Source organism: Herbidospora yilanensis (genome assembly GCF_001570565.1).
GTDB lineage: Bacteria > Actinomycetota > Actinomycetes > Streptosporangiales > Streptosporangiaceae > Herbidospora > Herbidospora yilanensis.
On sequence record NZ_BBXE01000025.1, the window covers coordinates 13,418 to 40,189 of the forward strand.

Annotated in this window: 24 protein-coding genes; 18 read left to right on the forward strand and 6 right to left on the reverse strand. The window is 71.9% G+C overall.

Annotated features, from left to right (window positions below):
• Positions 1–62: 62 nt before the first annotated feature.
• From atzF to AW273_RS19570, 4 genes are read left to right on the forward strand one after another with little or no spacing between them, the layout of a single operon-like run.
• Entirely contained in the window at positions 63–1,736 is a 1,674-nt protein-coding gene (atzF, locus tag AW273_RS19555; protein ID WP_063910027.1) for an allophanate hydrolase, read from the forward strand.
• A gap of 45 nt (positions 1,737–1,781) precedes the next feature.
• Complete coding sequence (locus AW273_RS19560) at positions 1,782–3,311, forward strand: circularly permuted type 2 ATP-grasp protein (RefSeq protein WP_157555949.1); 1,530 nt, start codon at positions 1,782–1,784, stop codon at positions 3,309–3,311.
• Positions 3,308–4,285: an alpha-E domain-containing protein gene (locus AW273_RS19565; RefSeq protein WP_198168242.1), complete on the forward strand. Its 978-nt coding sequence runs from the start codon at positions 3,308–3,310 to the stop codon at positions 4,283–4,285. Before AW273_RS19560 ends, AW273_RS19565 begins: the two co-directional genes overlap by 4 nt.
• A complete protein-coding gene (locus tag AW273_RS19570) occupies positions 4,282–5,100 on the forward strand; it encodes a transglutaminase family protein (RefSeq protein ID WP_232327507.1) in 819 nt (272 codons plus the stop codon). The genes AW273_RS19565 and AW273_RS19570 overlap by 4 nt, the downstream gene beginning before the upstream one ends.
• 162 nt (positions 5,101–5,262) lie before the next feature.
• Here the strand turns inward: AW273_RS19570 and AW273_RS19575 are convergent, their stop codons facing one another.
• Positions 5,263–6,369 carry a glycosyltransferase family 4 protein gene (locus AW273_RS19575; RefSeq protein ID WP_062349817.1) on the reverse strand — a complete coding sequence of 369 codons (1,107 nt, stop codon included), beginning with the start codon at positions 6,367–6,369 and terminating at the stop codon, positions 5,263–5,265.
• A 67-nt stretch (positions 6,370–6,436) separates the two neighbouring features.
• Here AW273_RS19575 and AW273_RS19580 point away from each other — a divergent pair, with 67 nt between their 5' ends.
• The 3 genes from AW273_RS19580 (at position 6,437) to AW273_RS19590 (ending at position 11,771) form a co-directional block, all read left to right on the forward strand.
• Entirely contained in the window at positions 6,437–7,231 is a 795-nt protein-coding gene (locus AW273_RS19580; protein WP_232327508.1) for a PIG-L family deacetylase, read from the forward strand.
• A gap of 53 nt (positions 7,232–7,284) precedes the next feature.
• Positions 7,285–8,346 carry a lysylphosphatidylglycerol synthase transmembrane domain-containing protein gene (locus AW273_RS19585; protein ID WP_062349822.1) on the forward strand — a complete coding sequence of 354 codons (1,062 nt, stop codon included), beginning with the start codon at positions 7,285–7,287 and terminating at the stop codon, positions 8,344–8,346.
• A gap of 95 nt (positions 8,347–8,441) precedes the next feature.
• Positions 8,442–11,771, forward strand: coding sequence for an ATP-binding protein (locus AW273_RS19590; protein ID WP_062349824.1), 3,330 nt, complete (start codon positions 8,442–8,444; stop codon positions 11,769–11,771).
• An 83-nt stretch (positions 11,772–11,854) separates the two neighbouring features.
• Here AW273_RS19590 and AW273_RS19595 read toward each other — a convergent pair whose 3' ends face one another.
• Positions 11,855–12,874 (reverse strand): DUF4331 family protein, encoded by a 1,020-nt coding sequence (locus tag AW273_RS19595; RefSeq protein ID WP_062349826.1) that lies wholly within the window; start codon positions 12,872–12,874, stop codon positions 11,855–11,857.
• Positions 12,875–12,948: 74 nt separating this feature from the next.
• Positions 12,949–13,413: a hypothetical protein gene (locus AW273_RS19600; protein WP_157555953.1), complete on the reverse strand. Its 465-nt coding sequence runs from the start codon at positions 13,411–13,413 to the stop codon at positions 12,949–12,951.
• Between the two features lie 130 nt (positions 13,414–13,543).
• On the opposite strand from AW273_RS19600, the gene AW273_RS19605 reads away from it, so the two are divergent.
• Positions 13,544–14,041: a DedA family protein gene (locus AW273_RS19605; protein WP_232327509.1), complete on the forward strand. Its 498-nt coding sequence runs from the start codon at positions 13,544–13,546 to the stop codon at positions 14,039–14,041.
• Here AW273_RS19605 and AW273_RS19610 read toward each other — a convergent pair.
• Complete coding sequence (locus tag AW273_RS19610) at positions 14,038–14,220, reverse strand: YegP family protein (RefSeq protein WP_062349835.1); 183 nt, start codon at positions 14,218–14,220, stop codon at positions 14,038–14,040. The two genes, AW273_RS19605 and AW273_RS19610, sit on opposite strands and share 4 nt — an antisense overlap.
• A 57-nt stretch (positions 14,221–14,277) precedes the next feature.
• Between AW273_RS19610 and AW273_RS19615 the strand changes: the two genes are divergently transcribed.
• Positions 14,278–15,087, forward strand: coding sequence for a D-alanyl-D-alanine carboxypeptidase family protein (locus AW273_RS19615; protein WP_062349837.1), 810 nt, complete (start codon positions 14,278–14,280; stop codon positions 15,085–15,087).
• Here the strand turns inward: AW273_RS19615 and AW273_RS19620 are convergent.
• The gene (locus tag AW273_RS19620; RefSeq protein WP_062349840.1) at positions 15,032–15,853 is read right to left on the reverse strand and encodes a TrmH family RNA methyltransferase; all 822 of its coding nucleotides are present in this window, start codon (positions 15,851–15,853) and stop codon (positions 15,032–15,034) included. The two genes, AW273_RS19615 and AW273_RS19620, sit on opposite strands and share 56 nt — an antisense overlap.
• A gap of 112 nt (positions 15,854–15,965) precedes the next feature.
• On the opposite strand from AW273_RS19620, the gene AW273_RS19625 reads away from it, so the two are divergent.
• The 8 genes from AW273_RS19625 to AW273_RS19660 all read left to right on the forward strand — a co-directional run bounded on the left by AW273_RS19625 (position 15,966) and on the right by AW273_RS19660 (position 24,487).
• Positions 15,966–16,607 (forward strand): cation diffusion facilitator family transporter, encoded by a 642-nt coding sequence (locus AW273_RS19625; RefSeq protein ID WP_062349842.1) that lies wholly within the window; start codon positions 15,966–15,968, stop codon positions 16,605–16,607.
• A 407-nt stretch (positions 16,608–17,014) separates the two neighbouring features.
• The gene (locus AW273_RS19630; protein WP_232327510.1) at positions 17,015–18,793 is read left to right on the forward strand and encodes a substrate-binding domain-containing protein; all 1,779 of its coding nucleotides are present in this window, start codon (positions 17,015–17,017) and stop codon (positions 18,791–18,793) included.
• A gap of 241 nt (positions 18,794–19,034) precedes the next feature.
• Positions 19,035–20,696, forward strand: a complete 1,662-nt coding sequence (locus AW273_RS19635; RefSeq protein ID WP_062349844.1) for a sigma-70 family RNA polymerase sigma factor — start codon at positions 19,035–19,037, stop codon at positions 20,694–20,696.
• A 159-nt stretch (positions 20,697–20,855) separates the two neighbouring features.
• Positions 20,856–21,221, forward strand: coding sequence for a hypothetical protein (locus AW273_RS19640; protein WP_062349846.1), 366 nt, complete (start codon positions 20,856–20,858; stop codon positions 21,219–21,221).
• 118 nt (positions 21,222–21,339) lie between these two features.
• Entirely contained in the window at positions 21,340–22,143 is an 804-nt protein-coding gene (locus tag AW273_RS19645) for a glycosyltransferase family 2 protein (RefSeq protein ID WP_062349848.1), read from the forward strand.
• The gene (locus tag AW273_RS19650; protein WP_063910028.1) at positions 22,140–23,045 is read left to right on the forward strand and encodes a glycosyltransferase family 2 protein; all 906 of its coding nucleotides are present in this window, start codon (positions 22,140–22,142) and stop codon (positions 23,043–23,045) included. Before AW273_RS19645 ends, AW273_RS19650 begins: the two co-directional genes overlap by 4 nt.
• Positions 23,042–23,845 (forward strand): polysaccharide deacetylase family protein, encoded by an 804-nt coding sequence (locus AW273_RS19655; protein WP_062349850.1) that lies wholly within the window; start codon positions 23,042–23,044, stop codon positions 23,843–23,845. The genes AW273_RS19650 and AW273_RS19655 overlap by 4 nt, the downstream gene beginning before the upstream one ends.
• Positions 23,846–24,016: 171 nt before the next feature.
• The gene (locus tag AW273_RS19660) at positions 24,017–24,487 is read left to right on the forward strand and encodes a hypothetical protein (protein ID WP_198168245.1); all 471 of its coding nucleotides are present in this window, start codon (positions 24,017–24,019) and stop codon (positions 24,485–24,487) included.
• Here the strand turns inward: AW273_RS19660 and pdxR are convergent.
• Entirely contained in the window at positions 24,461–25,879 is a 1,419-nt protein-coding gene (pdxR, locus tag AW273_RS19665; RefSeq protein ID WP_232327511.1) for a MocR-like pyridoxine biosynthesis transcription factor PdxR, read from the reverse strand. The genes AW273_RS19660 and pdxR overlap by 27 nt on opposite strands.
• 53 nt (positions 25,880–25,932) lie before the next feature.
• On the opposite strand from pdxR, the gene AW273_RS19670 reads away from it, so the two are divergent.
• Entirely contained in the window at positions 25,933–26,574 is a 642-nt protein-coding gene (locus AW273_RS19670; RefSeq protein ID WP_062349856.1) for a pyridoxamine 5'-phosphate oxidase family protein, read from the forward strand.
• Positions 26,575–26,772 lie beyond the last annotated feature (198 nt).

Sequence of the window (26,772 nt, forward strand, 5' to 3'; positions counted from 1 at the left end):
TGACGGTAGGCACCGGATCCATCGGGAGATATTTTGTCGACAATCGACGCGATGGAGGGTTCGTGGATCTGCAGATTGCGGCGTTGCGGGCGGCGTACCGGAAAGGGCTGCATCCCCGTGAGGTCGTCGCCGAGGTCTACCGCAGGATCAAGGCCAGGGGCGACGACGGCGTGTGGATCACTCTCCGGCCCGAGGAGGAGATCCTCGCCGAGCTGCCCGAAGATCCCGGTCTGCCCCTCTATGGCATCCCCTTCTCCGTCAAGGACAACATCGACGTCGCCGGTCTGCCCACGACCGTCGCCTGTCCCGACTACGCCTACCGGCCCGGCCGGTCGGCCCCGCTCGTCGACCGGCTGATCGGCGCGGGCGCGATCCTGATCGGCAAGAACAACCTCGACCAGTTCGCCACCGGGCTCTCCGGGTCGCGCAGCCCCTACGGGTCGGTGGAGTCGCCGCTGGTCAAGGGGCTGATCTCGGGGGGATCGTCGTCGGGGTCGGCGGTGGCGGTGAGCGCGGGGCTGGTGAGCTTCTCGATCGGCACCGACACCGCGGGGTCGGGGCGGGTGCCGGCGGTGATGACCGGGACCGTCGGGCTGAAACCGTCTAAGGGGCTGGTCAGCACCCTCGGCGTGGTCCCGGCGTGCGCGTCGCTCGACTGCCCGAGCGTCTTCTCACTGAACGTCCACGACGCCCGGATCGTGCTGGAGATCATCCAGGGGTACGAGCGGGACGACCCCTGGTCCCGCGAGCTGCCCCCGGGCGAGAAGCCGATCAGGAGGATCGGCGTCGTCCGGGGCGACGCGGCCTGGACCGAGGTGCTGACCCGGCTCGGCGGCCTCGGTTACGAGCTCGTCGACATCGACGTCGAACCCTTCCTGGCGGCCGGGCGCCTGCTCTACGAGGGGCCGTGGGTGGCCGAGCGGTGGAGTGTGCTGGGGCCGTTCGCCGAGGCCCACCCCGATTCGCTGCACCCGGTCACCGCGAAGGTCCTCGGCACGGGGGCGGGCGTCACCGGCGCGGACGCCTTCCGGGGCCTCCATCGGCTCAGGGAGCTCATGGCCGAAACCCGCCGGACCTGGGCGGAGGTCGACGCCATCGCCGTCCCGACCGTCCCGCGGACGTTCACCCTCACCGAGATGGCCGAGGATCCCATCGGCCGCAACTCCGTCCTGGGCACCTACACGACCTTCGCCAACCTCCTCGATCTGGCCGGGATCGCCGTCCCGGCCGGCTTCACGTCCGCGGGCAGACCGCACGGCGTCACCCTGCTGGCCCCCGCAGGCGCCGACGGTCCGCTCGCGGACGCCGCCGAACGGTTCCACACGGGGCTGGCGGGAGCCACCCCGTACCGGATCAGGAAGAACGGGACGCCGCTGGCCGTGGTGGGGGCGCACCGGACCGGCCATCCGCTGCATCCCGAACTCGTGGCGCTCGGCGCGACGCCGGGGGGCCTCGCCCGGACGGCCGCGGCCTACCGGCTCTACGACCTCGGCGACCGGCCCGGCATGGTCCGGACGCCGGACGGCGCGTCCATCGAGGTGGAGCTGTTCCACCTCGGCACGGCCGAACTGGGCGAGCTGCTCACGAAGATCGCGCCGCCGCTCGGGCTCGGCTCGGTCGAGCTCGACGACGGGAGCCTCGTCACCGGGTTCCTCTGCGAGTCCCACGCGGTCGCCGGCGCCCGGGACATCACGGGTTACGGCTCCTGGCCGGGCTACGTGCACGCGCGGCCGTAACATCCGGCGGCATCGCGCGAAACATCGGTTTCCTACGCTCCGGACATGGCGGACATATTCGACTCATATGCCCTGGCCGACGCATGGGACGAGATGTTCGAGCGGCCGGGCACACCCCGGCCGCCGTATCAAGGGCTGTTCGCGGCCCTGCAACCCCTCGGGGCCGACGAGCTCCGGTTCCGGGCCGACCAACTGGCCCGGGTGTTCACCGACCGGGGGGTGACGTTCGACTACGCGGGCGAGGAACGCCCCTTCCCGCTCGATCTGATCCCCCGCGTCATCGACGCCGCCGAGTGGGACCTGATCGCCCGCGCGGTCCGGCAGCGGGTGCGCACGCTGGAGGCCTTCCTCGCCGACGTGTACGGCGGCCGCCAGATCTTCCACGACGGCGTCGTCCCGTGGTCGCTCCTCCACAGCTCCCCCCACTTCCACCGGATGGCCGACGGGATCAGGCCGGCGAACGGGGTGCGCGTCCACATCGCGGGCATCGACATCATCCGCGACGAGATGGGCGCCTTCCGGGTGCTGGAGGACAACGTCCGAACCCCGAGCGGCGTCAGCTACGTCCTGGAGAACCGGCTGGCGATGATGCGCACGCTCCCGGCGCTGTTCACCGAGCAGCGGGTGCGCGCGGTCGACGAATATCCGGCCCGGCTCCTGGCCGCCCTGCGGCGGGCCGCGCCGACGGCGATCAACGATCCGACGGTCGTCGTGCTGACCCCCGGGGTCTACAACGCCGCCTACTTCGAGCACGCCCTGCTCGCCCGGCTGATGGGCGTCGAGCTCGTCGAGGGACGGGACCTGATCTGCGAGAACAACCGGGTCTACATGGTCACCACCCACGGCAAGCGGCCGGTCCACGTGATCTACCGGCGGGTCGACGACGACTACCTCGACCCGTTGCACTTCCGGCCCGACTCGACCCTCGGCTGCCCGGGGCTGCTGAACGCCGCCCGCGCCGGCACGGTCGCCATCGCCAACGCGGTCGGCAACGGGGTGGCCGACGACAAGCTGCTCTACACGTACGTGCCGGACCTGATGAAGTACTACCTCGGCGAGACGCCGCTGATCTCCAACGTGGAGACCTACCGGCTGGAGGACGCCGACACCCTCGAATGGGTGCTCGGCAACGTCGGCGACCTGGTGCTGAAACCGGTCGACGGAGCCGGCGGCAAGGGCATCGTCATCGGCCCCCGGGCGAGTGAGGAGACCCTCCGGGGGCTGGCGGAGAACGTGCAGAGGGAGCCGAGGAAGTGGATCGCCCAGCGGCCCGTCGCGCTCTCGACCTCGCCGGCCCTCATCGGCGACCTGCCCCGCCCCCGGCACATCGACCTGCGGCCGTTCGCCGTCAACGACGGCGACGACGTCTGGCTGCTGCCGGGCGGCCTGACCCGGGTCGCGCTGCCCGAGGGCGAGCTGGTCGTCAACTCCAGCCAGGGCGGAGGCTCCAAGGACACCTGGGTGTTGTCGGAGCCGGGGCCGCGCATCCCGCACGTCGTGACCGGCGGCCACCAGCCCCCGGCGCACTGGCAACCGAGCCGCAACGCCGCCTGGGACGGGGAGAACGAACAGTGAGAGAGCTGCTGAGCCGCATCGCGGAGACCCTCTACTGGATCGGCCGGTACGTCGAGCGTTCCGACGACATCGCCCGCCTGCTCGACGTGTCGCTGCACCGCACCCTCGGCGACGACGAGGACTGGTCGACGGTGCTGGCCATCCTCGGCCACGAGGGCGGCGACAACCCCACGACCGAGACGATGATCCAGCGCCTGGCCTACGACTCGGCCACGCCGAGCTCGATCGCCGGGTGCGTCCGGGCGGCCCGGGAGAACGCGCGCGGGGTGCGGGAGATCATCTCCAGCGAGGTCTGGGAGTGCCTCAACGTCACCTGGAACGAACTGCCGATCCGCCAGATCGGGGCCGAACGGCTCGGCCCGCACGGCTACCTCCGGTACGTCCGCGAGCGCGCCGCCCTGTTCTCCGGCCTCACCGATGCGACCATGAGCCGCGACGACGGCTGGTTGTTCATCGTGCTCGGCCGCAGCCTGGAGCGGGTCGACATGACCGCCCGCCTGCTGGCCGTGCACGCCGAGGTGCTGCCCAGCGAGTTCGCGCCGCCGTCGGAGTCGACCGGCTGGAAGGCGCTGCTGGAGGCGTGCGGGGCCGACGAGTCGTTCACCCGGACCCATCGGGGCGACGCGAAGCGGGTGCTGGAGTTCCTCCTGCTCGACCGGCTCTTCCCCCGCTCGGTCATGCACGCCCTCACCACCGCCGAGCAGTGCCTGGCCGAACTCAGCCCCAACCAGGGCAGGGCGGGCATGAGCGACCCGGCGCGGGCGGCCGTCGGGCGGGTCCGGATGGCGCTGGAGTACGCCGACACGGCGGGCCTCGAAGAGCAGCTCCCCGAGCTGCTGATCACCCTCCAGGCGGCGTGCGTGATCGCCTCGGAGGGGTTGACGGAACGGTTCTTCCAGCACGCCTCGACGCTGCGCTGGGAGCTGGGCGTGCAGGCGCTGGGAGGTGCGGTGTGGAAACCGGCTGGCGTGTGAGGATCCGCCACTCGACGTTCGTGGAGTACGACGGCGAGGCGGCGTCGTCGTACAACGAGGTCCGGATGACCCCGGTCGACGACCACCGGCAGGCCACGCTCGACTACAGCCTGGTCATCCGGCCCACGACGCCGGTCTGGACCTACCGCGACTACTGGGGCACCCAGGTCAGCGTCTTCGACGTGACGGGCGGCCACCGGACGCTCGCGATCGAGGCGGAGGCCCGGGTCGACACCTCTCCGGTCCGGCCGCTGGCCAAGCCGCTGAGCTGGGATCTGCTGAGGAACGTGACCGGCCCGGTCGCCGAGCTGCTGCGGCCCACCGAGCGGACCACGATCACCTGCGGCGAGGTCGGGCTGGCCCAGACGCACGGCCGCGACCCGCACGAGACCGCCGAGGCCATCGCGTGGGCCGTCCACGAACGGGTCGAATACGTGCCCGGCGCCACGGGGGTGCTCACCAGCGCCCAGGAGGCCTGGGACCACGGCAAGGGCGTCTGCCAGGACATGGCGCACCTGACCGTCGCGCTGATGCGGGCGGCCGGGTTGCCGGCCCGGTACGTCTCCGGCTACATCCATCCGGCGGCGGACGCGGTGATCGGCGAGCCCGTCGCGGGGCAGTCGCACGCGTGGGTGGAGTACTGGTCGGGCGAGTGGAACGCGCTCGACCCGACAAATCGCTCAAAAGTAGGCGAAACACATGTAGTGGTAGCGCGCGGGAGAGACTACGCTGACGTACCCCCTTTGAAAGGTATTTACCAAGGACCACCTGCGGGAAGACAAGAAGTAAAGGTCGAAGTGACCCGGTTGGCGTGATCAATACGTATTACTGGGAAGGCTGAGACCAATACGAGAGAGGAGAGCCTCTTGTGAAAAGGGTCCAGATCGTCCAGCGCCCCCGTCCGCCCCGGCAGCCGCTGCCCATCGACCTGCGCACTCCGTCGGGGCGGGTCCTCCCTTTTTGACCCGGCCCTCGTCCTACCGCCGGCCCGACGAAGCGTCGGCGGCCCGTTCATAACAGCGCTCGAATCCTTCGAGGACCACCGGCCACGAGCATCTGACCGGCGACGTCGACCGATTGTGCTCGGCGATCGCCCCTCGTAGCGCAGGGTCCCCCGCGAGCCGGGCCACCGCACCGGCCAGCTCGTCGAAGGTGCGCCCCAGCAGGCCTTCCTTGCCCGGGCTCACGAAATCGGCCACCCCGCTCTGCGACCGTGCCACCACCGGCACGCCCGCCGCGCGCGCCTCCAGCGCGGCCAGACCGAACGACTCCCGGGGCGCCGGGGCGACGAAGACGTCGGCCTCCGCCAGCAGCTCCCTGATCTGGTCCCGGGTGTACCTGCCCGGCATCTCGACCCAGTCGATCCGCTTCGATCTCAGATGGCGTTCCATCTGGCCCCGTGCGGGGCCGTCGCCCACGATCGTGGCCCGCAGGGTGACATGGCGCGGGGTTCTGGCCTTGGCGGCCTCCAGGAGCTTCAGGAGTCGTACGGGCTGCTTGCGCGGCGCCAGCCTGCCGACGGCGACCACGTGGACCTCGTCGGAAGGAGTGCGGGCCGGGCCGTCGGGCCGCCAGCCCGACAGGTCGAGCCCGTTGGAGACGACGTGGACCGGCGTCTTCATGCCCGCCACGCGCCGGATGTGCCGGGCGGCGGCCTCCGAGACGGCCGTGCCGACGAGACCCCAGTCGTGCCATCCGGAGGTCTTGAGCACGCGGTAGAGGTTCGCGGTGACCGGATCCCACATGCTGTGGACGGTCACGACCGTCGGCAGCCTCACCCGGTGGGCGGCCTGCACCCCCATCCACGCGAACGGCGACACCGCGCCCGTGTGGACGTGGACGACGTCGGGGTTCCGCCGCGTCATGATCCGGATCAGATGACCCGTGCCGCGCGGGTGGACCGGCAGGTCGAACGGCATGCGCGCGGTCACCCGGTGGACCCCCGGCAGCGGCTCCCCCGGCGTCGCGGTGACCACCTCGACGTCGTGCCCGGCCTCGCGCTGGCTCCTGATCAGGTCGGCGACCTGCACCTCGATGCCGCCCAGCCGGGGCAGGTAGCAGTCGCTCACGTGAAGGATGCGCACCCGATCAGCCTGACAGAGGTCCGGACCCGGCTCAAACGCACGATCGGAGGGTGGGATCATGTGTCGGGTGAAGACAGCGGTGTTCTTTCACGCCCATCCCGACGACGAGGCGCTGCTGACGGCCGGGACGATGGCGATGCTCGCAGCCGAGGGCCACCGCGTGGTCCTGGTGGTGGCCACGGCGGGCGAACACGGCCTGGCCGAACTACCCCACGGCGACGAGCTCGGCGAGGCCCGCATGAACGAGCTCTACGACTCGGCCGCCCGGCTCGGCTGCGCCCGCGTGGTGCGCCTCGGCTACGCCGACTCGGGCCTGGAGGCCGGCGGCGGCGCCGAAGACCGCCCCGCCGACGCCTTCATGGACGCCGACATCGAAGAGGCCGCCACCCGCCTGGCCGCGATCCTCGACGAGGAGAAGGCCGAACTCCTGACCATCTACGACCCCTCGGGCGGCTACGGCCACCCCGACCACGTGCAGGTCTACCGGGTCGGCACCCGGGCGGCGAAACTGGCCGCGATCCCGCCGATCCTCCTGGAGGCCACCGTCAACCGCGACCCCCTGCTGAAGGGCGTGCGGCTGGCCGCGAGGTTCTACCCCCAGCTCGACATCCGCTCCTTCGAGACCGCCTACTCGGCCTCGGCCGACATCACCCACCGGGTCAACGTCCGGAAGTGGACGTCGGTGAAACGCCAGTCGATGGCCGCCCACGCCACCCAGGCCAGCGGCGGCGACGGCGACCGCACCCTGGCCGCCCTGCTGAAGATCCCGGCCCCGGTCTACCGCTACGTCTTCGGCACCGAGTGGTACGTCCGCCGCGACCTGCCCCCCGGCACGAAGATGACCCATCCCTTCGACGACTGATTCTCGTCCCAGAGGAGGAGCGAAGCGGTCCGGGTGCCCGGCAGACTGGGCGCATGAACAGGTGGGTGCGGGTCGCCATGTCGGTCGCGTCGCTGGCCCTGGCCGCGGGGCTGATCGTCTACCTGCCCTCGATCATCGGGTCGCTCACGGGCGCGACGATGTCGTGGGGCCAGATCGGCGGGCTGTTCGCGGCGGTCTCGTGGCAGATGGCCGCGCTGATGACCGCGGTGTGGCTGGCCAGCCTGCTCGCCTACACCTTCGTGCTCACCGGGTCGCTGCCCGGTCTTGGGCACACGCAGGCCCTCACCCTGAACGCCGCCGGGAGCGCGGTCAGCAACCTGCTGCCGTTCGGCGGCGCCGCCGGAGTGGCGCTGACGATGGCGATGACCAAGGGGTGGGGGTTCCCCGTGGGGGCCATCGTCGCCTCGACGCTGGTCAGCGGGGTCTGGAACATGATCTTCCGATTCCTGCTGCCCGCGGTGGGCATCCTCGCCCTCCTGCTGTCGGGGACGGCGCTCTCACCCACGGTCACCAAGGCCGGATGGGCCGCCTCCGGGTCGCTGCTCGCGCTCGTGGTGGTCGTCGGGGCGGCGCTGTTCTGGGAGCGGGGGGCCCGCGTCATCGGGCACGGCGCCGACCGCCTCGTGGCGCTGTCGCCCCGGAAGATCCGGCCGGCCGAGCGGTGGGCCTCCGACGCCATCCACAAACTGCGCGACGACATGGCCGGAGTGGTCCGGTCGGGCTGGCTCAAGATGTCGCTCGGGATGGTGTTCTTCCTCGGCTTCCAGTGGTTCATCCTGGCGCTCTGCATGGTCGGGACCGGTTCCTGGGTCGGCACGGCCCAGTCGATCGCGGTGTTCGCGTTGTCGCGGGTGCTGACGAGCGCCCTGGCCACGCCCAGCGGCGCGGGGTTCATGGAGGCCGGCACCGCGCTCGCGCTGATCGGGTTCGGCGCGGGCGAGACACAGGCCACCGCGGCGGCCATCCTGTTCGGATTCTGGACGTACACGATCGAGATCCCGTGGGGCGGGCTGGCACTCGGGGGCTGGGCACTTCTGCGCAGGCGCGACGGGAGGCGGGAATGCGAACCGGTCACCCGCGAGAAAGCATCATGATCTTGCGCGACAATTGACCTCACTCTCCCCGAAGTGAGGATGACCGGTGAACGTCTTGTGTACCGTTTGGCGGCGCGCATAGCGTGGCGGCTGACATGAGCACGGTGGTCTTCCGGGTCCTTGGTCCGGTCGAAGCGTACGACGGCGAGAACGAGCTCGATCTCGGCGGCCTCCGCCAGCGGGCCGTCCTGGCGCGGCTTCTGGTCGCCCGGGGCCAGGTCGTACCCGTCGACACCCTCCTCTTCGACCTGTGGTCCGACGACGCCGCCAAGGGCGCGCAGTCGGGCCTCCAGGTGTACATCTCCCGGCTGCGGCGGGTGCTGGAGCCCAACCGTCCCCGTGGCGGGCCCAACCGGCTGCTGGTCACCGTCGCCTCCGGCTACGCCCTGCGGGCCGCGCCGGAGCAGATCGACGCCCTCCGGTTCGAGGCGACCGTGCGGGCCGCCGGTGAGCGGCTCGACGACAACCCGCAGACGGCCAGGGCGCGGCTCGAATCGGCTCTGGGGTTGTGGCAGGGCACGCCGTACAGCGACTTCCAGGACCAGCCCTGGGCCGAGGCCGAGGTGACCCGCCTCAGCGAGCTGCGGCTGGTGGCGCGGGAGCGCCACGCCGACGCGGGGCTGCGCCTCGGGCTCCACGCCGAGACCGTGCCCGACCTCGAAGCGCTCACCACCGAACACCCGCTGCGCGAGGAGGGCTGGCGGCTGCTGTCGCTCGGCCTCTACCGCTGCGGGCGGCAGGGCGACGCGCTGGCCGCGCTGCGCCGGGCCCGCACCATCCTCGACGACGAACTCGGCATCGACCCCGGCCCGGCCCTGCGCAAGTTGGAGAGCGACATCCTGTCGCAGGACCCGGGGCTCGACCTGACCCCGCTGCCGCGCCGGGCCGAGACCACCCCGACCTGGCCGCCGCGCCCGCTCGAAGTGAGCCCGCTGCCGCCGCTGGAGCCCGAGCCGTTCGTCGGCCGCGACTCCGAGCTGACCTCGCTGCTGGCCGCCGCTCCCCACGCCAAGTCGGGCCGCCTCGCCATCGCGATGGTCACCGGCGACCCCGGCTCGGGCAAGACCACACTGCTGCGCCAGCTCTCCGGCCGCCTCGAAGGGCAGGGCTGGATCATCGCCGGAGGCGGCTGCCCCGACAGCGCGGCCACCCCGCCCGGCTGGGCCTGGGTCGAGGTGCTGCGGGCGCTGATCGCCCGGCGCGGCGCCGGGGAGTACGGCGCGCTGCTCGCGCCGCTGCTCGACGACCACGCGCCGGTCCCCAACGACGACGACGCCTCCGGCGGCTTCCGGCTCCACCGGGCGGTGGGCGGGTTCCTGTCGGGCGTGGCCCGCGAGGCGCCGCTGCTGATCACCCTCGAAGACCTCCACTGGGCCGACGACCAGACCCTCGCGCTGCTGCGCGCGCTGCCGAGCCTGCTGGCCGCCAGCCGGGTGCTGCTCGTGGTGACCTGCCGCGAGGGCGAGCTCAGCGACCCGCAGCAAGACGTGCTGGCCGCCCTGGCCCGCCTCGGCCCGGTCCGGGTCGAGCTCGACGGCCTCGACCCGGCGCAGACCGCCGAGCTCGTGCGGGCGACGTTCGTGCGCGGCGAGATCGACCACGACGTCGTGGCCGCGATCGTCGAGCGCACCGGCGGCAACCCGTTCTACGTGAAGGAGACGGTCCGCCTCTTCGAGGCGGAGGCCGACATCTCCCAGGTGCCCTCGGGTGTACGCGACGTGCTCCGCCGCCGCATCGCGCGCCTGCCCGAGAAGGCCCAGCAGATCCTGCTCCAGGCCGCCGTGATCGGCCGCGACGTCGACGTCGACGTGCTGGTCGACATCTCCGGCGAAGAAGACTCGGTCGTCGACGCGGTCGAGGCCGCGCTGCTGGCCGGCCTGGTCACCGAACCGAGGGCCGGGCGGCTGCGCTTCGACCACGAGATGGTGCGCGACACCCTCTACTCCGACGCCTCCCGGCTGCGCCGCTCGCGCCTCCACGCGGCGGTCGCCTCGGTCATCGAGTCACGCACCCCTGGTGACGTGGCGGCCCTGGCCCACCACTACGACCTGGCCGGCACCGCCGACACGGCCGCCAAGGCGGTCCGCTACGCGGGCCTCGCCGGCGAGCAGGCCGAACGCCGCTACGCCTACCGCGAGGCCGCCTCGCAGTGGGAACGCGCGATCAACGCCTACGACCGGGCGGGCGGGCGTCCAGGAAAGGACCGGCTCGAACTCCAGGTCCGCACCATCCACGCGCTGGCCCTGGCCGGAGACATGACCGCCGCCCGCGCCCACCGGCGCGACGCGATGGACGTGGCGCTGCCACTCGGCGACCTCGAACTGACCGCCCGGGTGGCGGCGGCCCTGGCCGTCCCCCACAAGGGCATCGCCCGCGACTTCACCCGCACGGCGTGGGAGATCGTCGACGTCACCGAGAAGGCGCTGCTGGAGCTGCCGCCCAGCGAACACTCGCTGCGCGCCAGCCTGCTGGCCACCCTGGCCCTGGAGCTCGAAGGCTCGGCCACCCCGCGCGGCGAGCAGGCGTCACTGGAGGCCGAGGAGCTGGCCCGCGCCAGCGGCGACCCCAACCTGCTGGCGATGGCGCTGAGCGGCCGGCTGCGGCAGTCCTACACGCTGGCCCAGGTCGACGAGCGCGAAGACATCGGCCGCGAACTGCTCCGCGTCGGCGCCGAGTCGGGCCAGATCTCCGTGCAGACCCTCGCCCACCTGGTGCTGCTCGAATGCGCGGCGGCCCGAGGCGACTTCGCCGAGGCCGACCGCCAGCTCGCCCGCGCCGACCAGCTCGGCCGCCAATACGGCCTGGCCGCCCCCGCGGCCGTCGGCGCCTGGTACGCCGGCCAGCGCCTCATGATCTCCGGCGACTACGCCGGCGCCGAGACGGCCTACCGCAACGCGGCCCGCCTGACGGCCCGCGCCGGCATGCTGGAGGGCCGCCAGGACCTGCCGCTGATCGCGACCTTCTGCCTCCACCTGGTGCAGGGCAAGGCCGACGAGATGGCCGACGCCCTCGGCGAGGCGCACACCCGAGGCGCGAAGTGGACGCTCGACGCCTACGCCGTCGCCCTGGCCGAGGCGGGCCACCTGCGCGACGCCCGCGCGGTGGCCGTGACCAGAGAGCCGGTCCGCGGCGACTTCCTCTACGAACTGGCGATGACCTGGCGCGCTCTGGCGGGCCTGCGGCTCGACGACGCCGACCGCATGAACGAGGCCTACACCGCCCTCCGCCCCTTCCACGACCGCATCGCCGGGGCCGGAACGGGCGTGGTGGCCCTGTGGCCGGTCGCCCGCACCCTGGGCGACCTGGCCGTGAAGCTCGGCCACCCCGACGCCCGGTCCCACTACGAGAAGGCGCTGGCGGTGGCGCGGCGGGTCGGCGTGCAGAGATGGGTGGACGAAGCGGAGATCGCCCTCGACCGCGCCTGACACCGGTCGTCCATTCGCAGATCGCGAAGATGTCTTCGAAGGATGCCAATGGCCAGCCAGGCGGCCTCTGGGACGCGTGAAGATCAGTCGTGCTCGACCGTCGGCACGTACGGGAACTCGTCCCTCGGCTTCGACGTGACCGATTCGCGCCCGATCCCCAGGGTCACCGGGGTGTTCGCCGCGAAGGAGAACATCACGTCCGGGGCGTTGTCGGTCAGGGCGCGGCCGTTCCAGCCCGCGAAGGTGAAGGCGGCCTTGGTGCCGATCCGGTAGGGCAGCATGTTCGGGAGCATGCGTTCCATGACCGTCCGCGCGTAGGCCTCCGGGTCGGCGGCGGTGCCGTAGGCGCGGACGACTCCGGCCACCTTCGAGCGGATCAGGTCTCCGTGGAGGCGGATGTCGTCGGCGGGGTCGTTGGTGTTGAGGCGGTCGCCCAGGTCCTCGTCGTACTGGGTGAACAGGGGGTGGATCATCGGCAGGCCACAGCGGTTGATCGGGTGCCAGCCGCCGCTGTCGGTGGCGAGGCTGGTCTGGACCCAGACGCCGATGCGGCCGTCGGGGCCCGCGATGGGGCGCAGTTCGTCGTCCGGGAGTTCCAGCACGATCGAGTAGACCGTGTGGCCGGCGAAGAGGTTGCCCGCCTTGTCGGGGTTCCAGCCGGTCAGGTCGACGGTGGTGCCGTGCTGGAAGGCCTGGCCGACGGCGTGCAGGACGTCGGGTTCGATCCAGAACGAGTCGCCGGCCTGGCCGATCCAGACCCGGCCGCCGCAGTCGAGTTCCTTCGTCTCGCCCAGGCGGCCCTCGGCGATGAGTTTCTCCGCGCCGGAGCTCACGTGGTGGAGGCGGAAGGTCTGGCCGCCCTCGGCGTCGCGCTCGCCGAAGGTGAAACGGAAGGTCACGTCCTCGACGGCGTCGCCGTTGCCGTCGATCTTGAATTCGTAGCGGCCCTCGGGGTGGAGGCCCTTCGGCGCGTCGGGACCGGCGAAGGAGTGGCTGTGGTCGGCGGCGAGGACGGTGCCGCGTTCGCCGCGGAAGACGTAGAGGTCGCAGACGTCCAGACGTGGGTCCTGGCGGGCGAGGGGCGAGTCGAGGTGGTGGGACATGGGTGGCTCCCGGTCTCGGAGTCGTCCTGACCCGAACCACCCTGCCTCCCGCCAGGGAGATCCCGACCCATGAATCAGCAGTTGACCTGGAACTTCTCGCTTATGGTCCGGTTGTCCGCCACGTCCAGGACCGCCCGGTAGAGGCCGGGGTTGCCGGGGACGCGCACGCGCCAGTCGACGGTGCGGGCGGCGCCGTCGAAGCCGCCGGCGCTCGACAGGTAGTCCTGCCAGGCCCTCGCGGAAGGGCTGTAGCGCTGGAGCGTCCACTCGTAGGAGACGGCGCCCGAGTCGACCGCGCCGCGGACGCGGTAGGAGCAGTCGGGCAGTTCGCCCACGGTCAGCCCGGCCGCCAGGGGGGCGGCGAGCGTGTTCTCGGCGGGGATCGACTGGGCCGACGACAGGGTGACGGAACGGGCCGGTTCGTCGGTGACGGCGGTTCCGGTCAGGTAGGCGGCGGCGACGGCGAGGGTGGCGACGAGGAGCCGCAGCGCGGTTCCGCCGCCGCTCACGACGACCGGAGCGAGGCTGCGGGATTTCATGCCTTTTTTGTAGAACGCCATGGTTGAGTGGTGGTTGCCGTCCGCTTGCAGGGCGAGTGGCGCCTGGCGCGGTCCACGATGGGTCGCTTAAGGTAAGGCTGTCCTAATTCCTGGGAAGAGGCGGCACACGGTGGAGTTCGGGGACCCGTTGTTCGGGCTGCCCTACTGGCTCGTCGGCGCGATCCTCACGGTCGCGCTCTTCGGGGCCTTCCAGGTCTACTACTGGGTGGGGCACAAGGTCGGCGACGCCGTCTACGAGTCGCGCCTCGGGCGCAGGATCGGGCAAGAGCGCATCATCAAGGTCGAGAACGTCGTCCGCAAATGGGGGGCGCTCGCCGTCTACGGGTGTTTCTTCGTGCCGGGCCTGCGGCACACGCTGCCCTGGGTGGCCGGGGTGCTGCGGATCAACTACCGCTGGTATCTGGTGGCCAGCGCGCTGGGCTGCCTGACCTGGGCGCCGCTGGTCTGGTTCGGGCTCTATTCGGTCATCTGGGCCTGGCTCGGGCTGGCCGCCGACTCGCCGGTCATCGCGGTCGTGCTCGCCGTCGTGGTGCTGGCCCTTCTGGTTCTGTACGTCGTGTGGCGCCGCCGCGGCCGCGACACCGCGGCGGCGTCACAAGCGGGCTAGAGCTCCGAGTCGTCGAGTGCCGCCTCGGGCGCGGTGCGGCGTACCGACTCGATGCCGTTCACGCAGGCCGCGCGGCTGGTGAAGGCCTCGCTGACCGCGATCGTCTGCCCGTTGCCCATGACGAGCCGGAACCGGTAGGCCCCCGCCGCGTCCCTGCTGATGACGAATCTGCTCGCCATGTCTTCCCCCCGAATGCCGTCCGGCCGTCGCATGCCTACCCGTGCGATCATGCGGGCATGCGTGCCGTCGTTCTCGTCAGTGCCGCCCTCACCTGGGCGATCGTCCTCTCGGCCCCCGCCCACGCCGACCCTCGGGTGACCGCGAGCGAGGTCTACGTCGTGGATCTCACGTCGGGAACGGTCCCGTACGCCAAACACGAGGACCGGCGGGTGCCGGTCGCCAGCCTCACGAAGGTGATGACGGCCTACGTCGTGCGGCGGCAGGCCGATCTCGACGACCTGGTGACGATCACCGCCGCCGACGTGAACCACGCCCGCTCCACCGGCGCCACCCATGCGGGGCTGCGGGCCGGGGAGCGGCTGACGGTCCGGCAGCTCCTCTACGCGCTGCTGCTGCCCTCGGCCGCCGACGCGTCGAACGCGCTGGCGCGCGCCTACGGGCCCGGCAAGCGGCGGTTCGTGGCCAGGATGAACGCCGCGGCCCGCGCCCTCCATCTCGACGACACCCGGTTCGTGAACGCCGACGGGCTGCCGGCGGCGGGGCAGTACTCGACCGCCCGCGACCAGCTGGAGCTGACCCGGGTGGTGCTGAAGGACCGGGTGCTGGCGCAGATCGCGCGTACCCGGGTCGTGCGGGCCTCCGGGCACACCTGGACGAACACCAACAAGCTGCTCGGCACCACGCCCGGCGTCATCGGGCTGAAGACGGGCTTCACCCGAGCGGCCGGCTACTGCCTGGCGTTCGCGGCACGGCGGGACGGCCGCACCTATCTCGGGGTGATCCTGGGCGACACGGGCGACCTGCGGCGGTTCACGACGGCGCGGAACCTGCTGAGCTGGGCCGAACGAGTGAGTGACAGGCGATAGCGGCGGCGGCCACGACGTTGAGGGAGTCGACGCCGTTCTTCAGGGCGGCGGGGCTCATCGGGATGCGGACCCGCTCGGTCGCCTGGCCGAGCCAGCGCGACGACAGGCCGTCGCCTTCGGAGCCGAGCAGCAGCGCGGCCTTGTCGCCCAGCGTGACCTCGTCGATCGGCACGGCCGAGGCGTCGGGGGTGAGCGCCAGGGTGTCGTAGCCGTCGAGGGCGGCCAGGCCGCCGTGCCAGTCGTCCATGCGGGCCCACGGGATGGCGAAGACGGCGCCCATCGAGACCTTGATCGCCCGGCGGTAGAGGGGGTCGGCGCAGCGGGGCGACAGGACCACGGCATCGACGCCGAGCGCCGCCGCCGACCGGAAGATCGCGCCGACGTTGGCGTGGTCGACCAGGTCTTCCAGGACGATGATCCGGTTCGACCGCCGGGCCAGCGTGGCGACCGCGGGCAGCTCCAGGCGTTCGAACGAGGCCAGCGCGCCCCGGTGGACCGGGAAGCCGGTCACCTGCTCCATGAGGGCGTCGCTCACGACGTACACGACCTGGTCGTCGAGCACGTCGGCCAGGTGGGTGAGCCACTTCGGGGTGGTCAGGAAGGCCCGCGCGGGGTGGCCGGTCTGGAGGGCGCGGCGGATGACCTTCTCGCCTTCGGCCAGGAACAGGCCGTGTTCGGCCTCCAGGCTCTTGCGGAGCTCCACGTCACGCAAGTGGGTGAAGTCGGTCAAGCGCGGGTCAGCCGGGTCGTGGAGCTCGATGACCATCACGCAAGCCTACCCTTGCCACCCCTTGGCAACGGCAAACAGATGTGACGGAAGGCGGCCGATAAAGTACTCAGCGCTGTATCCGGCGGCGCGAGGGTGATCGGGGGTCAAGGTGCCTGACCAGCGGACGCTCACGCGCCCGGCCGTTGTCGTGGCCGAAAGCTGGCTGAGGGACGCCCGCCGCGCGCGTCTGCTGTCGGTGGCGACCCTCGGCTGGCTCGGCGCCGAATCCCTGGTGGGCGTCTACGCCGGCTGGGCCGCCGACTCGGCCGCCCTGCTCGGCTGGGGTCTCGCGGCCCTGGTCGAGGCGCTGGCCAGCCTCATCGTGTTGTGGCGCTTCACCGGCGCGCGGCTGGCGTCGCCGATCGCCGAGTTCCGGGCGACCCGCGCGGTCGCGGTGAGCTTCTGGCTGCTGGCGCCCTATCTCGTGCTGCACGTGCTCCACGACCTGGAGCAGGGTCACCGGGCCGCGCCGACCGTGCTCGGCGTTCTGGTCACCACGATCAGCCTGGTCAGCATGCCGGTTCTCGGGTGGGCCAAGCGGCGGGTCGGGGCCCGCCTGGCCTCGGCGGCAACGACCGGGGAGGGCACCCAGAACGTGCTCTGCGGGTTGACCGCGGCCGGGGTGCTCGCCGGGTTCGCGGCGGCCTCGATCGGCTGGTGGTGGGCCGACCCGCTGGTGGCGCTCTCGCTCGCGGGGATCGCCGTCTTCGAGGGCGCCAGGGCCTGGCGCGGGCACGTCTGCGACCACTGAAGCGACAACACGGCGACGTCCATGCCGGCGTCGCGGAGGGCGACGATCACTTCCGAGGCGCCGCCCGGGACCGTCCAGACCCGGCCGTGGCGGCCCGTCAGATGGACGGCGCGCAGCCCCGGAACGGCCCGCATCGCCTCTCTGGCCGAGGGCGGCAGGCCGGGGCGGTTGAACTCCAGCAGGAGGAGATCTCCGTCACGCATCCCCAGCCCCCGGGTGCAGATTCGCCTGAATGTACGAACACGATACATCGCGAGATCGCCATGTCAAGATGTATCGCGATGCCCATCATCGCAGTAAAAGGACCGTTTTGCCGGTCTAAGGGTTGCCACTATGGTTCCGTAAGCATTACGGAGAATCTCCCTATATGCCTGGCGGGGAGAGCAACGACTGACGAAGAGGCCATCGTGGGACGTCACCGCACTGACGAGATCGAGGGCGGCTACCCCGCGTACGAGCAGCCCCCTTCCCGGCGTAAGTCGGCCGGGCCGGGCAAGGTGCTCGTCCCGCTGGCGGGGGCCGTGGCCCTCGCGGTACTGCTGGGCGTGGCCGCGTACGTCGTGGTGAACAAGGACACGGCCGGGTGCTCCGGTGAGAAGGTGTCCCTGTTCGTGGCCGTGGCCAAGGACATCGAACCGGCCGTGAGCGAGATCGCCGGGCGGTTCGTGAAGGCCGAGAAGACCGTCGACGGCAGTTGCATCGACGTGGCCGTCAAGGGGGCCGACTCCGACGGGGTCGCCGCCGCGCTGGCCGGGACCGGCGGCGCCAGCTCCGCGCCCGACCTCTGGATCCCCGACTCCTCGTTGTGGTTGTCGCAGATGCCCGCCAAGTCGGCGCCCAAGGTGAGCGCCAGCCTGGCCACCTCGCCGATCGTGCTGGCCGCGCCGAAGGCCGCCGCCGCCAAGCTGGCCGAGTCGCTGGAGCCGAGCTGGACCGGCATGATGACGGCCGCCAACGCCGCCAACCCCGACGGGCTCGCGAGCAAGGTCCGCGTGGTCGTGCTCGACCCCGCCAAGAACGCCGCCGGACTCGGCGCGCTGCTGGCCGGGGCCGGCATCCTGCGGCAGAGCGGCGACGAAGGGTCCGAGGAACTGCTGGTCGGCGTGCTGCGGCAACTCTCCGAGTCGAAGGTGACCTCGCCCGACAACCTGTTCGCGACGCTGTCGAAGACCGCCAGCCGGGTGCCGATCGGCGTGACCTCCGAGCAGTCGGTGTGGGCGTTCAACAAGGAGAACAAGAACGCGGCCGTGGCGCTCTATCCGGCCGAGGGCACCGTCAACCTCGACTACCCGATCATCACCACGGCGAAGGACCCCGAGAGCGCGCAGGCCGCCAAGTTGTTCACCACCGAACTCGGCTCCACCGCCTCCCGCAAGACCATCCAGGGCCACGGCTTCCGCACCCCCGAGGGCCAGGGCACCGTCCTGACCCCCGAGACCGGGATGCGGGCCGAGGCCCCCACGGCCCTGCCGATCCCCGACGCCAAGACCGTCACCACGCTCGCGCAGTCGTGGAAGCGCGTCGGCCTGGGCACCAAGTTGCTGTCGCTCCTGGACGTCTCCGGCACGATGGCGCTGCCCGCCGACTCCTCCGGCATCACCCGCATGCAGGCCATCTCGCAGGTCAGCACCGAGGGCCTGAAGCTGTTCCCGGACAAGACCGAGATCGGGACCTGGATCTTCTCCGACAACCTCAACGGCGACAAGGTCGACTGGAAGGAGACGGTCCCGGTCGGGCCGCTCGCCCAGCAGATCGACGGGGTGACCCGGCGCGAGGTGATCGCCCGGCAGATGAGCCAGATCAAGGCGATCCCCACGGGGAACACCGGCCTCAACGACTCGTTGTGGGCGGCGTACCGGAAGATGACCGACGAGTACGAGGCCGACAAGATCAACACGATCCTGCTGTTCACCGACGGCGTCGGCAACGACGACCCGAGCGGCGGCATCACCAACGCGGGCATCCTGAAGCGGCTGAAGGAGTCCTTCGACCCCGCGAAGCCGGTCTCGATCCTGATCATCTCGTTCAACACCGAGGGCGACGCGAACCGGGCCCAGATGCAGAACATCGCCAAGGCCACCGGCGGCCAGGCGTACTTCCCCGAGACGGTGCTGGAGATCCGAAACATCTTCCTCCAGGGCATCGCCCGCCGCCTGTGCGCCCCCAACTGCCCCAGCGCCAAATAGCGCCACCACCCGATCGGGGGAAGCCGGAGATCCGCACCCGTCTCCCCCTCCAGGGCACCACCCGCCCCCGGCACGCCCTCAATCGCCCCAGCGCCAAATCATCTTCACCCGAGTCACAGGAGTCGCTGTCTTCCCAGGTCATGCCACTTGAGCATGGCCTTGAGGACAGTAAACGCGGCGTCGGAAAGGGGCGTCCTTCTCGTGTGGGGACCGGGAGGTCCTGTTCTCGGGGAGGAATCCGTTGCCCGGATGGCCGACCGTCGGGCGAGCCGACGACAACCGTCTGCTCGACGCGCTCAGACGCGACGACGCGCACGCACCAGCCAGCCTGTACGACGCGTACGCCGACCGGCTGAACGACTACGCGTTCAGCCGGCTGCGCGACCTCGACCTGGCCGCCGGTGCCGTGCACGACGCCCTCGTGCTCGCGGTCGCCTCGGTGGGCCGGTTGACCGAGACCCAGCGGTTGCGGGCGTGGCTCTACGCCCTGGTGCGCTTCCAGTGCGCGTCCCGGACGCCCGGCGCCGCGACGGCGCCGATCGACCTCGCCGACAGCCCCGACCCCGAGATGACCATGCTGGTCCACGAGGCGCTGGGCGAGCTGAGCGGGCCCGAGCGGGAGGTGCTGGAGCTCTCCCTGCGTCATGACCTGACCCCGGCCGAGGCGGGCGCCGTGCTGGGGCTGACCTCCCGCCAGGCGGCGACGCGGCTGGAGCGGGCCCGCGACCACCTGGAGAACTCGGCCGCGGCGGTGGTACTGGCCCGGACCGGCCGGGCCCACTGCCCCGACCTGTCGGCGATGGTCGACTCCTGGGACGGCCCGCTGAGCACGCTGCTGCGCCGGCGGCTGAGCCGCCACATCGCGGGCTGCGAGGTCTGCGTCGAGGGCAGGCAGCGGCACGTCTCGGCGCCGAAGCTGCTGGAGATGGTGCCGGTGGCGTTCCCGCCGCTGTCGCTGCGGCGCCGGGTCGTGGACACGTGCGCACACCCCGAACGAGACGAAACGAAGATCCTCATCGTGCGGGACGGGGATCACTTCGACCGGAACGGATTCCCCGTGCCGGTCGAGCGGCGGCCCCGGGTGAAGCGGGGCCGCCGGGCGGGGGGCGTGTCACGGCGGGCGGCGGGGAAGAAGAAGTCCCGGCGCGCGACGCCCGCCGTGGCCGCTCTCGGCGTGGCCCTGATCGCGGGGGGCGGGGTGTTCTGGGTGAACGGCGCCGGCGCGGGCGCGCCCACCCGCGTCGAGGCCATGCCGCAGCCCACGGACGACACCGTCCGGGCCCCCCAGTACGAGGTCACCGAGGAGGACACCGCACCCCCGGTGGAGGAGGAGACCCCTCCGGCCGACCCGACGCCGGTGGAGGCCGAACAGACCTCGTCCACGCAGGCTCCCGCGCCGGTCCCCACAGCGGCCGGGCAGCCGTCGGCGCGGCCCCGGCCGACCCGCACGCCGGCGAAGACGCCCAAGCCGACCAAGCGGCCGGCCGCCGCCAGGGCCGCGTTGTCGATGACCTGCCCCGGCGACCTCGGCGAGTCCACCGGCGGGGTGCTCTACCTCACCGCCAGGAACGCTCCAATCGCCTGGAGCGCCCGCGCGGGCGACAACGTGTCGATCGCCCCGGCACGGGGGGTGCTGAAGAAGGGCGCGAGCGGGCGCATGACGATCTCGATCGTCGACCCGAAGTCGGCCGGCGGCACCACGATCGCGATCACCTCGCCCGGCGGCAACCCGTCGTGCCGGATCAGCTGGCGCGGCGACGGCTACTCCCCGCCCGGTGGCGGCGTGCCCGACCCCACCAACCCGCCCCGGCCCACGCCGACGCCCCCGAAGACGGACGAGCCGACCCCCGTGCCCACGGAGACCCCGGCGGCCCAGACCTCCGGCGAGCCCCAGGGAACCTGACAGGAACCCCAGCAATCCCGCCGATAACACGGGCGGTTGCCGATCCGTTACCGATAGAGTCCTGGTCCTTTGTGAACCGGGCGCCGCGAAAAGCGTCGCCATTGACGTGCGTGCCCCCGGTTGATCCTATGAAGTGCCTCCACCAGCCGGGAGAGTGACATGGGGACCATGAAGACCGTCCTGATCGGTGTGGTCGGCGCGTTGTGCGTGGCGGGAGCCGTGCTCGCGCTGGCCGACGTGCGGACCCCCGCCAGGCTGATCTTGACGCCTCTGTTCCTGCTCCTGGCGCCCGGCGCGGCCATCGCCGGGTTGTTGCGTGATCGTGACCCCCTGTCGGCACTAACCGTGGGACTGGCGGCCAGTCTGGCTGTCAACGTTCTTCTCGCCGAGGCGATGCTCCTCTTCGACGCCTGGTCACCGCGTGCCGGCGTGGCCACCGTCGCGGTGGTGAGCGCGTTTCTGGTGATCCTGCGCCAGCTTCACCGCCCCCGCACTCGCGTCACCCCCGCCCAGCACTCCGGGTGACGACCCCACACCCTCTGCCCCACGACCGGGACGAGCCGCTGCCCATCTCGTCCAGTCGCGCCGGTCCGCTGGCAGTCTCCGCTCATGACAGACCGCCCGGAAGGACATCTCCGTCACCATGAGTCCCGAGATCACCGGCTTGCGGCCGCTTCCGCACGTCGAGCGTTACACCCCCCTCGGCCCCCACCTCGCGGTCTCGCCGACCGTCAGCGTCGTCGTGCCCGCGATGAACGAGGCCGAGAACCTGCCCCACGTGTTCGCCACGCTGCCCACCTGGGTGCACGAAGTCGTGCTGGTCGACGGCCATTCGACCGACGACACCGTCGAGGTGGCCCGGCGGCTGCGGCCGGGCCTGCGGATCGTCCACCAGACCGGGCGCGGCAAGGGCGACGCCCTGGCCGCCGGGTTCGCGGCCTGCACGGGCGACATCATCGTGATGATCGACGCCGACGGCTCGACCGACGGCCGGGAGATCATCCACTTCGTCAGCGCCCTGGTCAGCGGGGCCGACTTCGCCAAGGGGTCGCGGTACGTCCCCGGCGGCGGCAGCGACGACCTCACGGTCACCCGGCGGGCCGGCAACAGCATGCTGCGCACCATCGTGAACACGCTCTACCGCACCCGTTACACCGACCTGTGCTACGGCTACAACGCCTTCTGGGCCCGCCACCTGCCCGCGCTCGACCTCGACTGCAAGGGCTTCGAGGTCGAGACGCTGATGAACATCCGGGCGGCCAGGGCGGGGCTGCGGGTGCACGAGGTGCCCAGTCACGAGCGCTGCCGCATCCATGGGGAGTCGAACCTGCGGGCGATCCGCGACGGGCTGCGGGTGCTGCGGACGATCGTGCGGGAGTGGCGGCGCCGCCGCGCGACCCCGGCGCCGCTGCCGCAACCGGCCACGGCCGACCAGGGCGCGGCATGAACACCTCCGTCGTGATCTGCGTGTACACGGAGGACCGCTGGGACGACATCGCCGCCGCGGTCGCCTCGGTGCGGGCGCAGACGGTCCGGGCGCGTGAGCTCATCCTGGTCGTCGACCACAACCCGGACCTCCACCTGCGGCTCAAGCGGGCCTACCCCGACGCGATCGTGCTGGAGAACGTCCACGACAAGGGCCTGTCGGGCGGCAAGAACACCGGCGCCGAGGCGGCCACCGGCGGCTACGTCGCGTTCCTCGACGACGACGCGGTGGCCGACCCGGGCTGGATCGAGGGCCTGGAGTCGGCCATGGCGCAGCCGGGCGTCGTCGGCGCGGGCGGTGCGACCCGCCCGCTCTGGGCCACCCGGCGTCCCCGCTGGTTCCCGGTGGAGTTCGACTGGACGGTCGGCTGCACCTACAAGGGCATGCCGGAGAGCCGGGCGCCGATCCGCAACGTGATGGGCGGCAACGCGATCTTCCGGCGCGAGGTGATCGGCGCGGCGGGCGGGTTCTCCACCGGCATCGGCCGCAGCGTCAGGGGCGGCGAGAGCAGACCGCTGGGCTGCGAGGAGACCGAGTTCTGCATCCGGCTCACCCAGCGGCTGCCCGGTTCGGTGCTGCTGTTCGAGCCGTCGGCGGGCATCGGCCACCGGGTCCCGGCCGCGCGGGAGACCTTCCGCTACTTCCGGTCCCGCTGCTACGCCGAGGGGTTGTCGAAGGCCCTGGTGACCCGGAGCGTGGGCAGCGGCGACGGGCTGGCGAGCGAGCGGTCGTACACGTTCCGGACCCTGCCGCTCGGCGCGCTGAAGGGCCTGGTCACCCTCCGGTGGGGCAGGAGCGCCGCCATCGTCGTCGGGCTGGCCTGGACGACCTGGGGTTACCTGGTCGGGAAGGCGCGGCGATGAACCGGGTGCCGATCCTGATGTACCACTCGGTCACCGACCGGCCCAACGCCGAGACCCGGCCGCTCGCCGTGCGGCCGGGCGACTTCGCCGGGCAACTGGCCTACCTGGCGGACAACGGGTTCACGCCGATGACGTTCGCGAGCCTGATCGCGGCCGTGAACGGCGCCGGCCCGACCCTCCCGGCCAGGCCGGTGGTGCTCACCTTCGACGACGGCTACGCCGACTTCCACACCGAGGCGATGCCGATCCTCGACCGGTTCGGCTTCCCGGCCACCCTGTTCCTGACCACGGGCTGGGTGGCCGACGCGGGCGGCGAGGCGGCCGGCCGGCCGCTCGACCACATGGTGAGCTGGTCGCAGGCCCGGGAGGCCGCCGCGCAGGGGCACGAGATCGCCGGGCACAGCCACAGCCATCCGCAGCTCGACCAGTTGCCCGACGCCGAACTCCGGCAGGAACTCCGGCGCGGCAAGGCGGTCCTGGAGGACAGACTCGGGCTCCCGGTGACGACGATGGCCTATCCCTACGGCTACTCCAGCGCGCGGGTCCGCCGGGAGGCGCGGCGGGCCGGGTTCTGGGCGGCGTGCGCGGTCGCCAACGACATGGCCGGCCTGCCCGCCCCCGACATGCTGGCCGTTCCCCGCCTGACGGTGAGCCGGACCACCGGGCCGGGCCGGTTCGCCCGCGCCGTGGAGGGCCGGGCGCTCCCGCTGGTCTATCTCCGGGAGCGCGCGCTGACCCGTGGCTACGCCGTCGTCCGCCGGGGCAGGTACGGAATCACGCGTTTCGCCCGAAGAGCATAAGGGGAGAAAACAGGGCGACCGAGGACATGAGGGGGCACAGTGGCCCAGGCATGGCTACCCGTCGCCAGTCGCATTCCCGCTCCCCAGGACGCCGGCCCCATGATCGGGGGCGCGCCCAGGGTGGTCTGGTTCATTTGGCCGACAGACCCACAAGGGATCTCGGCCAAATCCGTGGCCCAGCGGCTCGTCCAGCTCAACCGCCCCGCCCACCTGGTGTGGAACCCGGTGACGGGGCAGATCATCCAGCAGTTGCCGCCCACCCGCGCGGCCTGCGGCCTCACCGGAGACCTCAACCGGCAGGGCCGGGTGTGCGTCCAGATCCGGGTCTTGGGGTCGGTGCACGAACCGTTCACCGACAGCAAGCTCGACGGTCTCGACGAGATCCTCGCCTGGCTCGACTCGTGGGAGGTTCCCCGACGCTGGCCGGCCGGTCCGCCACTACCCATGCCCCATTCGCTGGTGCAGGACGGCAACCGCCGCCTCTGGGCCCGTGGGGGGCACTTCGGGCATTCGCAGGTTCCGGGTTCCGCCGAGGGGGACCCGGGGGCCATCGACGTCGCCCGCATCATCGGAGACAGCGCGCCGCAATTAGAGGTGCCCCGTCCCCGGGAGGAACTACGGCTCCTGGAGAGCGTGGTCTAGCAGGTTCCTGACGATCCCGCAGCCCTGGCGGACGTCGTGGAGTGCGGCCGAACCGTACCCGACGACGAGGCCGTGGACGCGGGGCGGGCCGTGGTGGTGGCGAATGGTCGTGTCGACCAGGACCCCCCGTTCACGGGCTCCGGCGACCACTTCCGGCACGACGTGTTCCGGAAGTTCCGCCAGGACGTGCAGACCGGCCGTGTCGCCCTTGGTCCACGGGCCGAGGGCGGCCACCACGGCCGCGCGCCTGCGGGCGTACTCCAGGCGCATGCGCCTCAGGTGCCGGTCCAGGTCACCGCGGTCGAGCAGGACGGCGACCGCGCGCTGGACCGGCCCCGACGTGCGGTCGGCCAGTTCCTTCCGCGTTCTCGCGACCAGGTCGAGCAGCGGTCGCCCGGCGACCAGCCAGCCGACGCCGACGTCGGGGCTGAGCGACTTCGACAACGTGCCGAGCAGCACGACCTGCTCGGGACCGAGGCCGTAGAGGGCGGGGAGCGGGGCGACGTCGTAGCGGAACTCGGCGTCGTAGTCGTCTTCGACGACGAGCGCGCCGGTGGCGCGGGCCCAGGCGAGCAGGCGTTCCCGGCGCGGGATGGGCAGGCGGCCTCCGGTCGGGAACTGGTGCGCCGGCGTCGTGTAGATCATCCGCAGGCCGATGGGCAGGTCGTCGACGATCAGGCCGTCGGCGTCGACCGGGCACGGCACGATCTCGGCGCCCCGCGAGGCGAAGATGCGCCGGGCCGACCGGTAGCCCGGTTCCTCCACCCCGACCCGGTCACCGGGCTTCAGCAGGGTGGCGGCCAGCAGGTCGAGACCGTTGCCGGTGCCGCGCGTGATCAGCACGTTCCCCGGCCCGGCGGGCACCGCGCGCGCCCGGCGCAGGTGGTCGGCCAGGGCCTCGCGCAACATCGGGTCGCCGTAGAGGTCGGGCCAGGCGCTCATCGGCAGGTCCGCGGCGGCCCGCCAGGCCCGCCGCCAGGCGGCGGTGTCGTAGGCCGTGACCCAGGGGCGGCCGGGCCGCAGATCGACGAGACCGGCGGCGGGCGGCTGGAGGTCGGCGTCGGGAGACGGCCCGAGGCCGGCCGGGCGGGCGCCGGAGCCGTCGCCGCCGTCGGCGTGGACGTCGGCCACGTAGGTGCCCGAGCCGTGCCGCCCGTCGAGCCAGCCCTCGGCGTAGAGCTGCTGGTAGGCCTCGGTGACCACGGTCCGGCTGACGCCGAGCAGCCCGGCCAGGCCGCGGCTGGAGGGCAGCCGCTCCCCGGCCCGCAGCGCGCCGTCGCGCATGGCCGCCCGCAGTTGGTCGCCGACCTGGACGACCAGGGGCGTCGGGCTGGACCGGTCGACGGCCACCGGCAGCTCGACCTGCTGCTCCCGCAAAGTGGTCTCCCTCAACGCCGCGAAAGTGGACGTGTTCCTCCAGGCCACTCGGCTCCTACGGTAGCCGTATGACCGAGTTGTCCAGCACCCCTCGTACCGTCCTCGGCCGTTCCAAGGACCGTGGCCGCACCGACCGCGCCGAGCTCCACGCCGTCCTCGACGCCGGCCTGATCTGCCACCTCGGGGTGATCGTCGACGGCTCCCCGATGGTCGTCCCGACCGGATACGGGCGCATCGGCGACACCCTCTACCTCCACGGCTCCACCGGCGCCCGGTCCCTGCGCACCGCCCCCGGCGACACGATCTGCGTCACCGTCACCCACCTCGACGGCATCGTGCTGGCCCGCTCGGTCTTCCACCACTCGGTCAACTACCGCTCGGCGATGATCTACGGCGTGCCGCGCCTGGTCACCGACGAGGAGGAGCGCATGGCCGGCCTGGCCGCCATCACCGAGCAGCTCGCCCCGGGCCAGTGGGACTACGCGCGCCTGCCCAACCGCAAGGAGATGGCCGCCACGGCCGTGCTGGCGCTGTCGCTGGAGGAGGCCTCGGTCAAGATGCGCGCGGCCGGCCCGAACGACGACGACGAGGACTACGACCTGCCGATCTGGGCGGGAGTGCTCCCCGTCGTCACCACGTGGGGCGAGCCGGAGCCCGATCCCAAGATGACCCGGGACATTCCGGTTCCCGCCCATATCTCCGGTAGATGACCTTTGACAACCCCGCCGCCCAACCGGGCGTCTACTTAACGCAGCACGAGGCGACCGGCGCCCATGTGGCCATCGAGTACCCGGCAGGGACTCGCATGGGCGGCCGGGTCGCCTTTTTTCTTCTCCGTGACGCCTCTGGCGCAGGAGTCCCCGCTGTGATCACGGTCACCTGATCGCGGGATCACATGCCCGCCGGGC

Coding starts and splice junctions, on each gene's coding strand:
- AW273_RS19620 (WP_062349840.1), bottom strand. CDS start 15,853: ATGGTCATCGAGCTCCACGACCCGGCTGACCCGCGCTTGACCGACTTC.
- AW273_RS19610 (WP_062349835.1), bottom strand. CDS start 14,220: ATGGCGAGCAGATTCGTCATCAGCAGGGACGCGGCGGGGGCCTACCGG.
- AW273_RS19640 (WP_062349846.1), top strand. CDS start 20,856: ATGGGGACCATGAAGACCGTCCTGATCGGTGTGGTCGGCGCGTTGTGC.
- AW273_RS19650 (WP_063910028.1), top strand. CDS start 22,140: ATGAACACCTCCGTCGTGATCTGCGTGTACACGGAGGACCGCTGGGAC.
- AW273_RS19655 (WP_062349850.1), top strand. CDS start 23,042: ATGAACCGGGTGCCGATCCTGATGTACCACTCGGTCACCGACCGGCCC.
- AW273_RS19585 (WP_062349822.1), top strand. CDS start 7,285: ATGAACAGGTGGGTGCGGGTCGCCATGTCGGTCGCGTCGCTGGCCCTG.
- AW273_RS19645 (WP_062349848.1), top strand. CDS start 21,340: ATGAGTCCCGAGATCACCGGCTTGCGGCCGCTTCCGCACGTCGAGCGT.
- AW273_RS19600 (WP_157555953.1), bottom strand. CDS start 13,413: ATGAAATCCCGCAGCCTCGCTCCGGTCGTCGTGAGCGGCGGCGGAACC.
- AW273_RS19595 (WP_062349826.1), bottom strand. CDS start 12,874: ATGTCCCACCACCTCGACTCGCCCCTCGCCCGCCAGGACCCACGTCTG.
- AW273_RS19670 (WP_062349856.1), top strand. CDS start 25,933: ATGACCGAGTTGTCCAGCACCCCTCGTACCGTCCTCGGCCGTTCCAAG.
- AW273_RS19590 (WP_062349824.1), top strand. CDS start 8,442: ATGAGCACGGTGGTCTTCCGGGTCCTTGGTCCGGTCGAAGCGTACGAC.
- AW273_RS19560 (WP_157555949.1), top strand. CDS start 1,782: ATGGCGGACATATTCGACTCATATGCCCTGGCCGACGCATGGGACGAG.
- AW273_RS19615 (WP_062349837.1), top strand. CDS start 14,278: ATGCGTGCCGTCGTTCTCGTCAGTGCCGCCCTCACCTGGGCGATCGTC.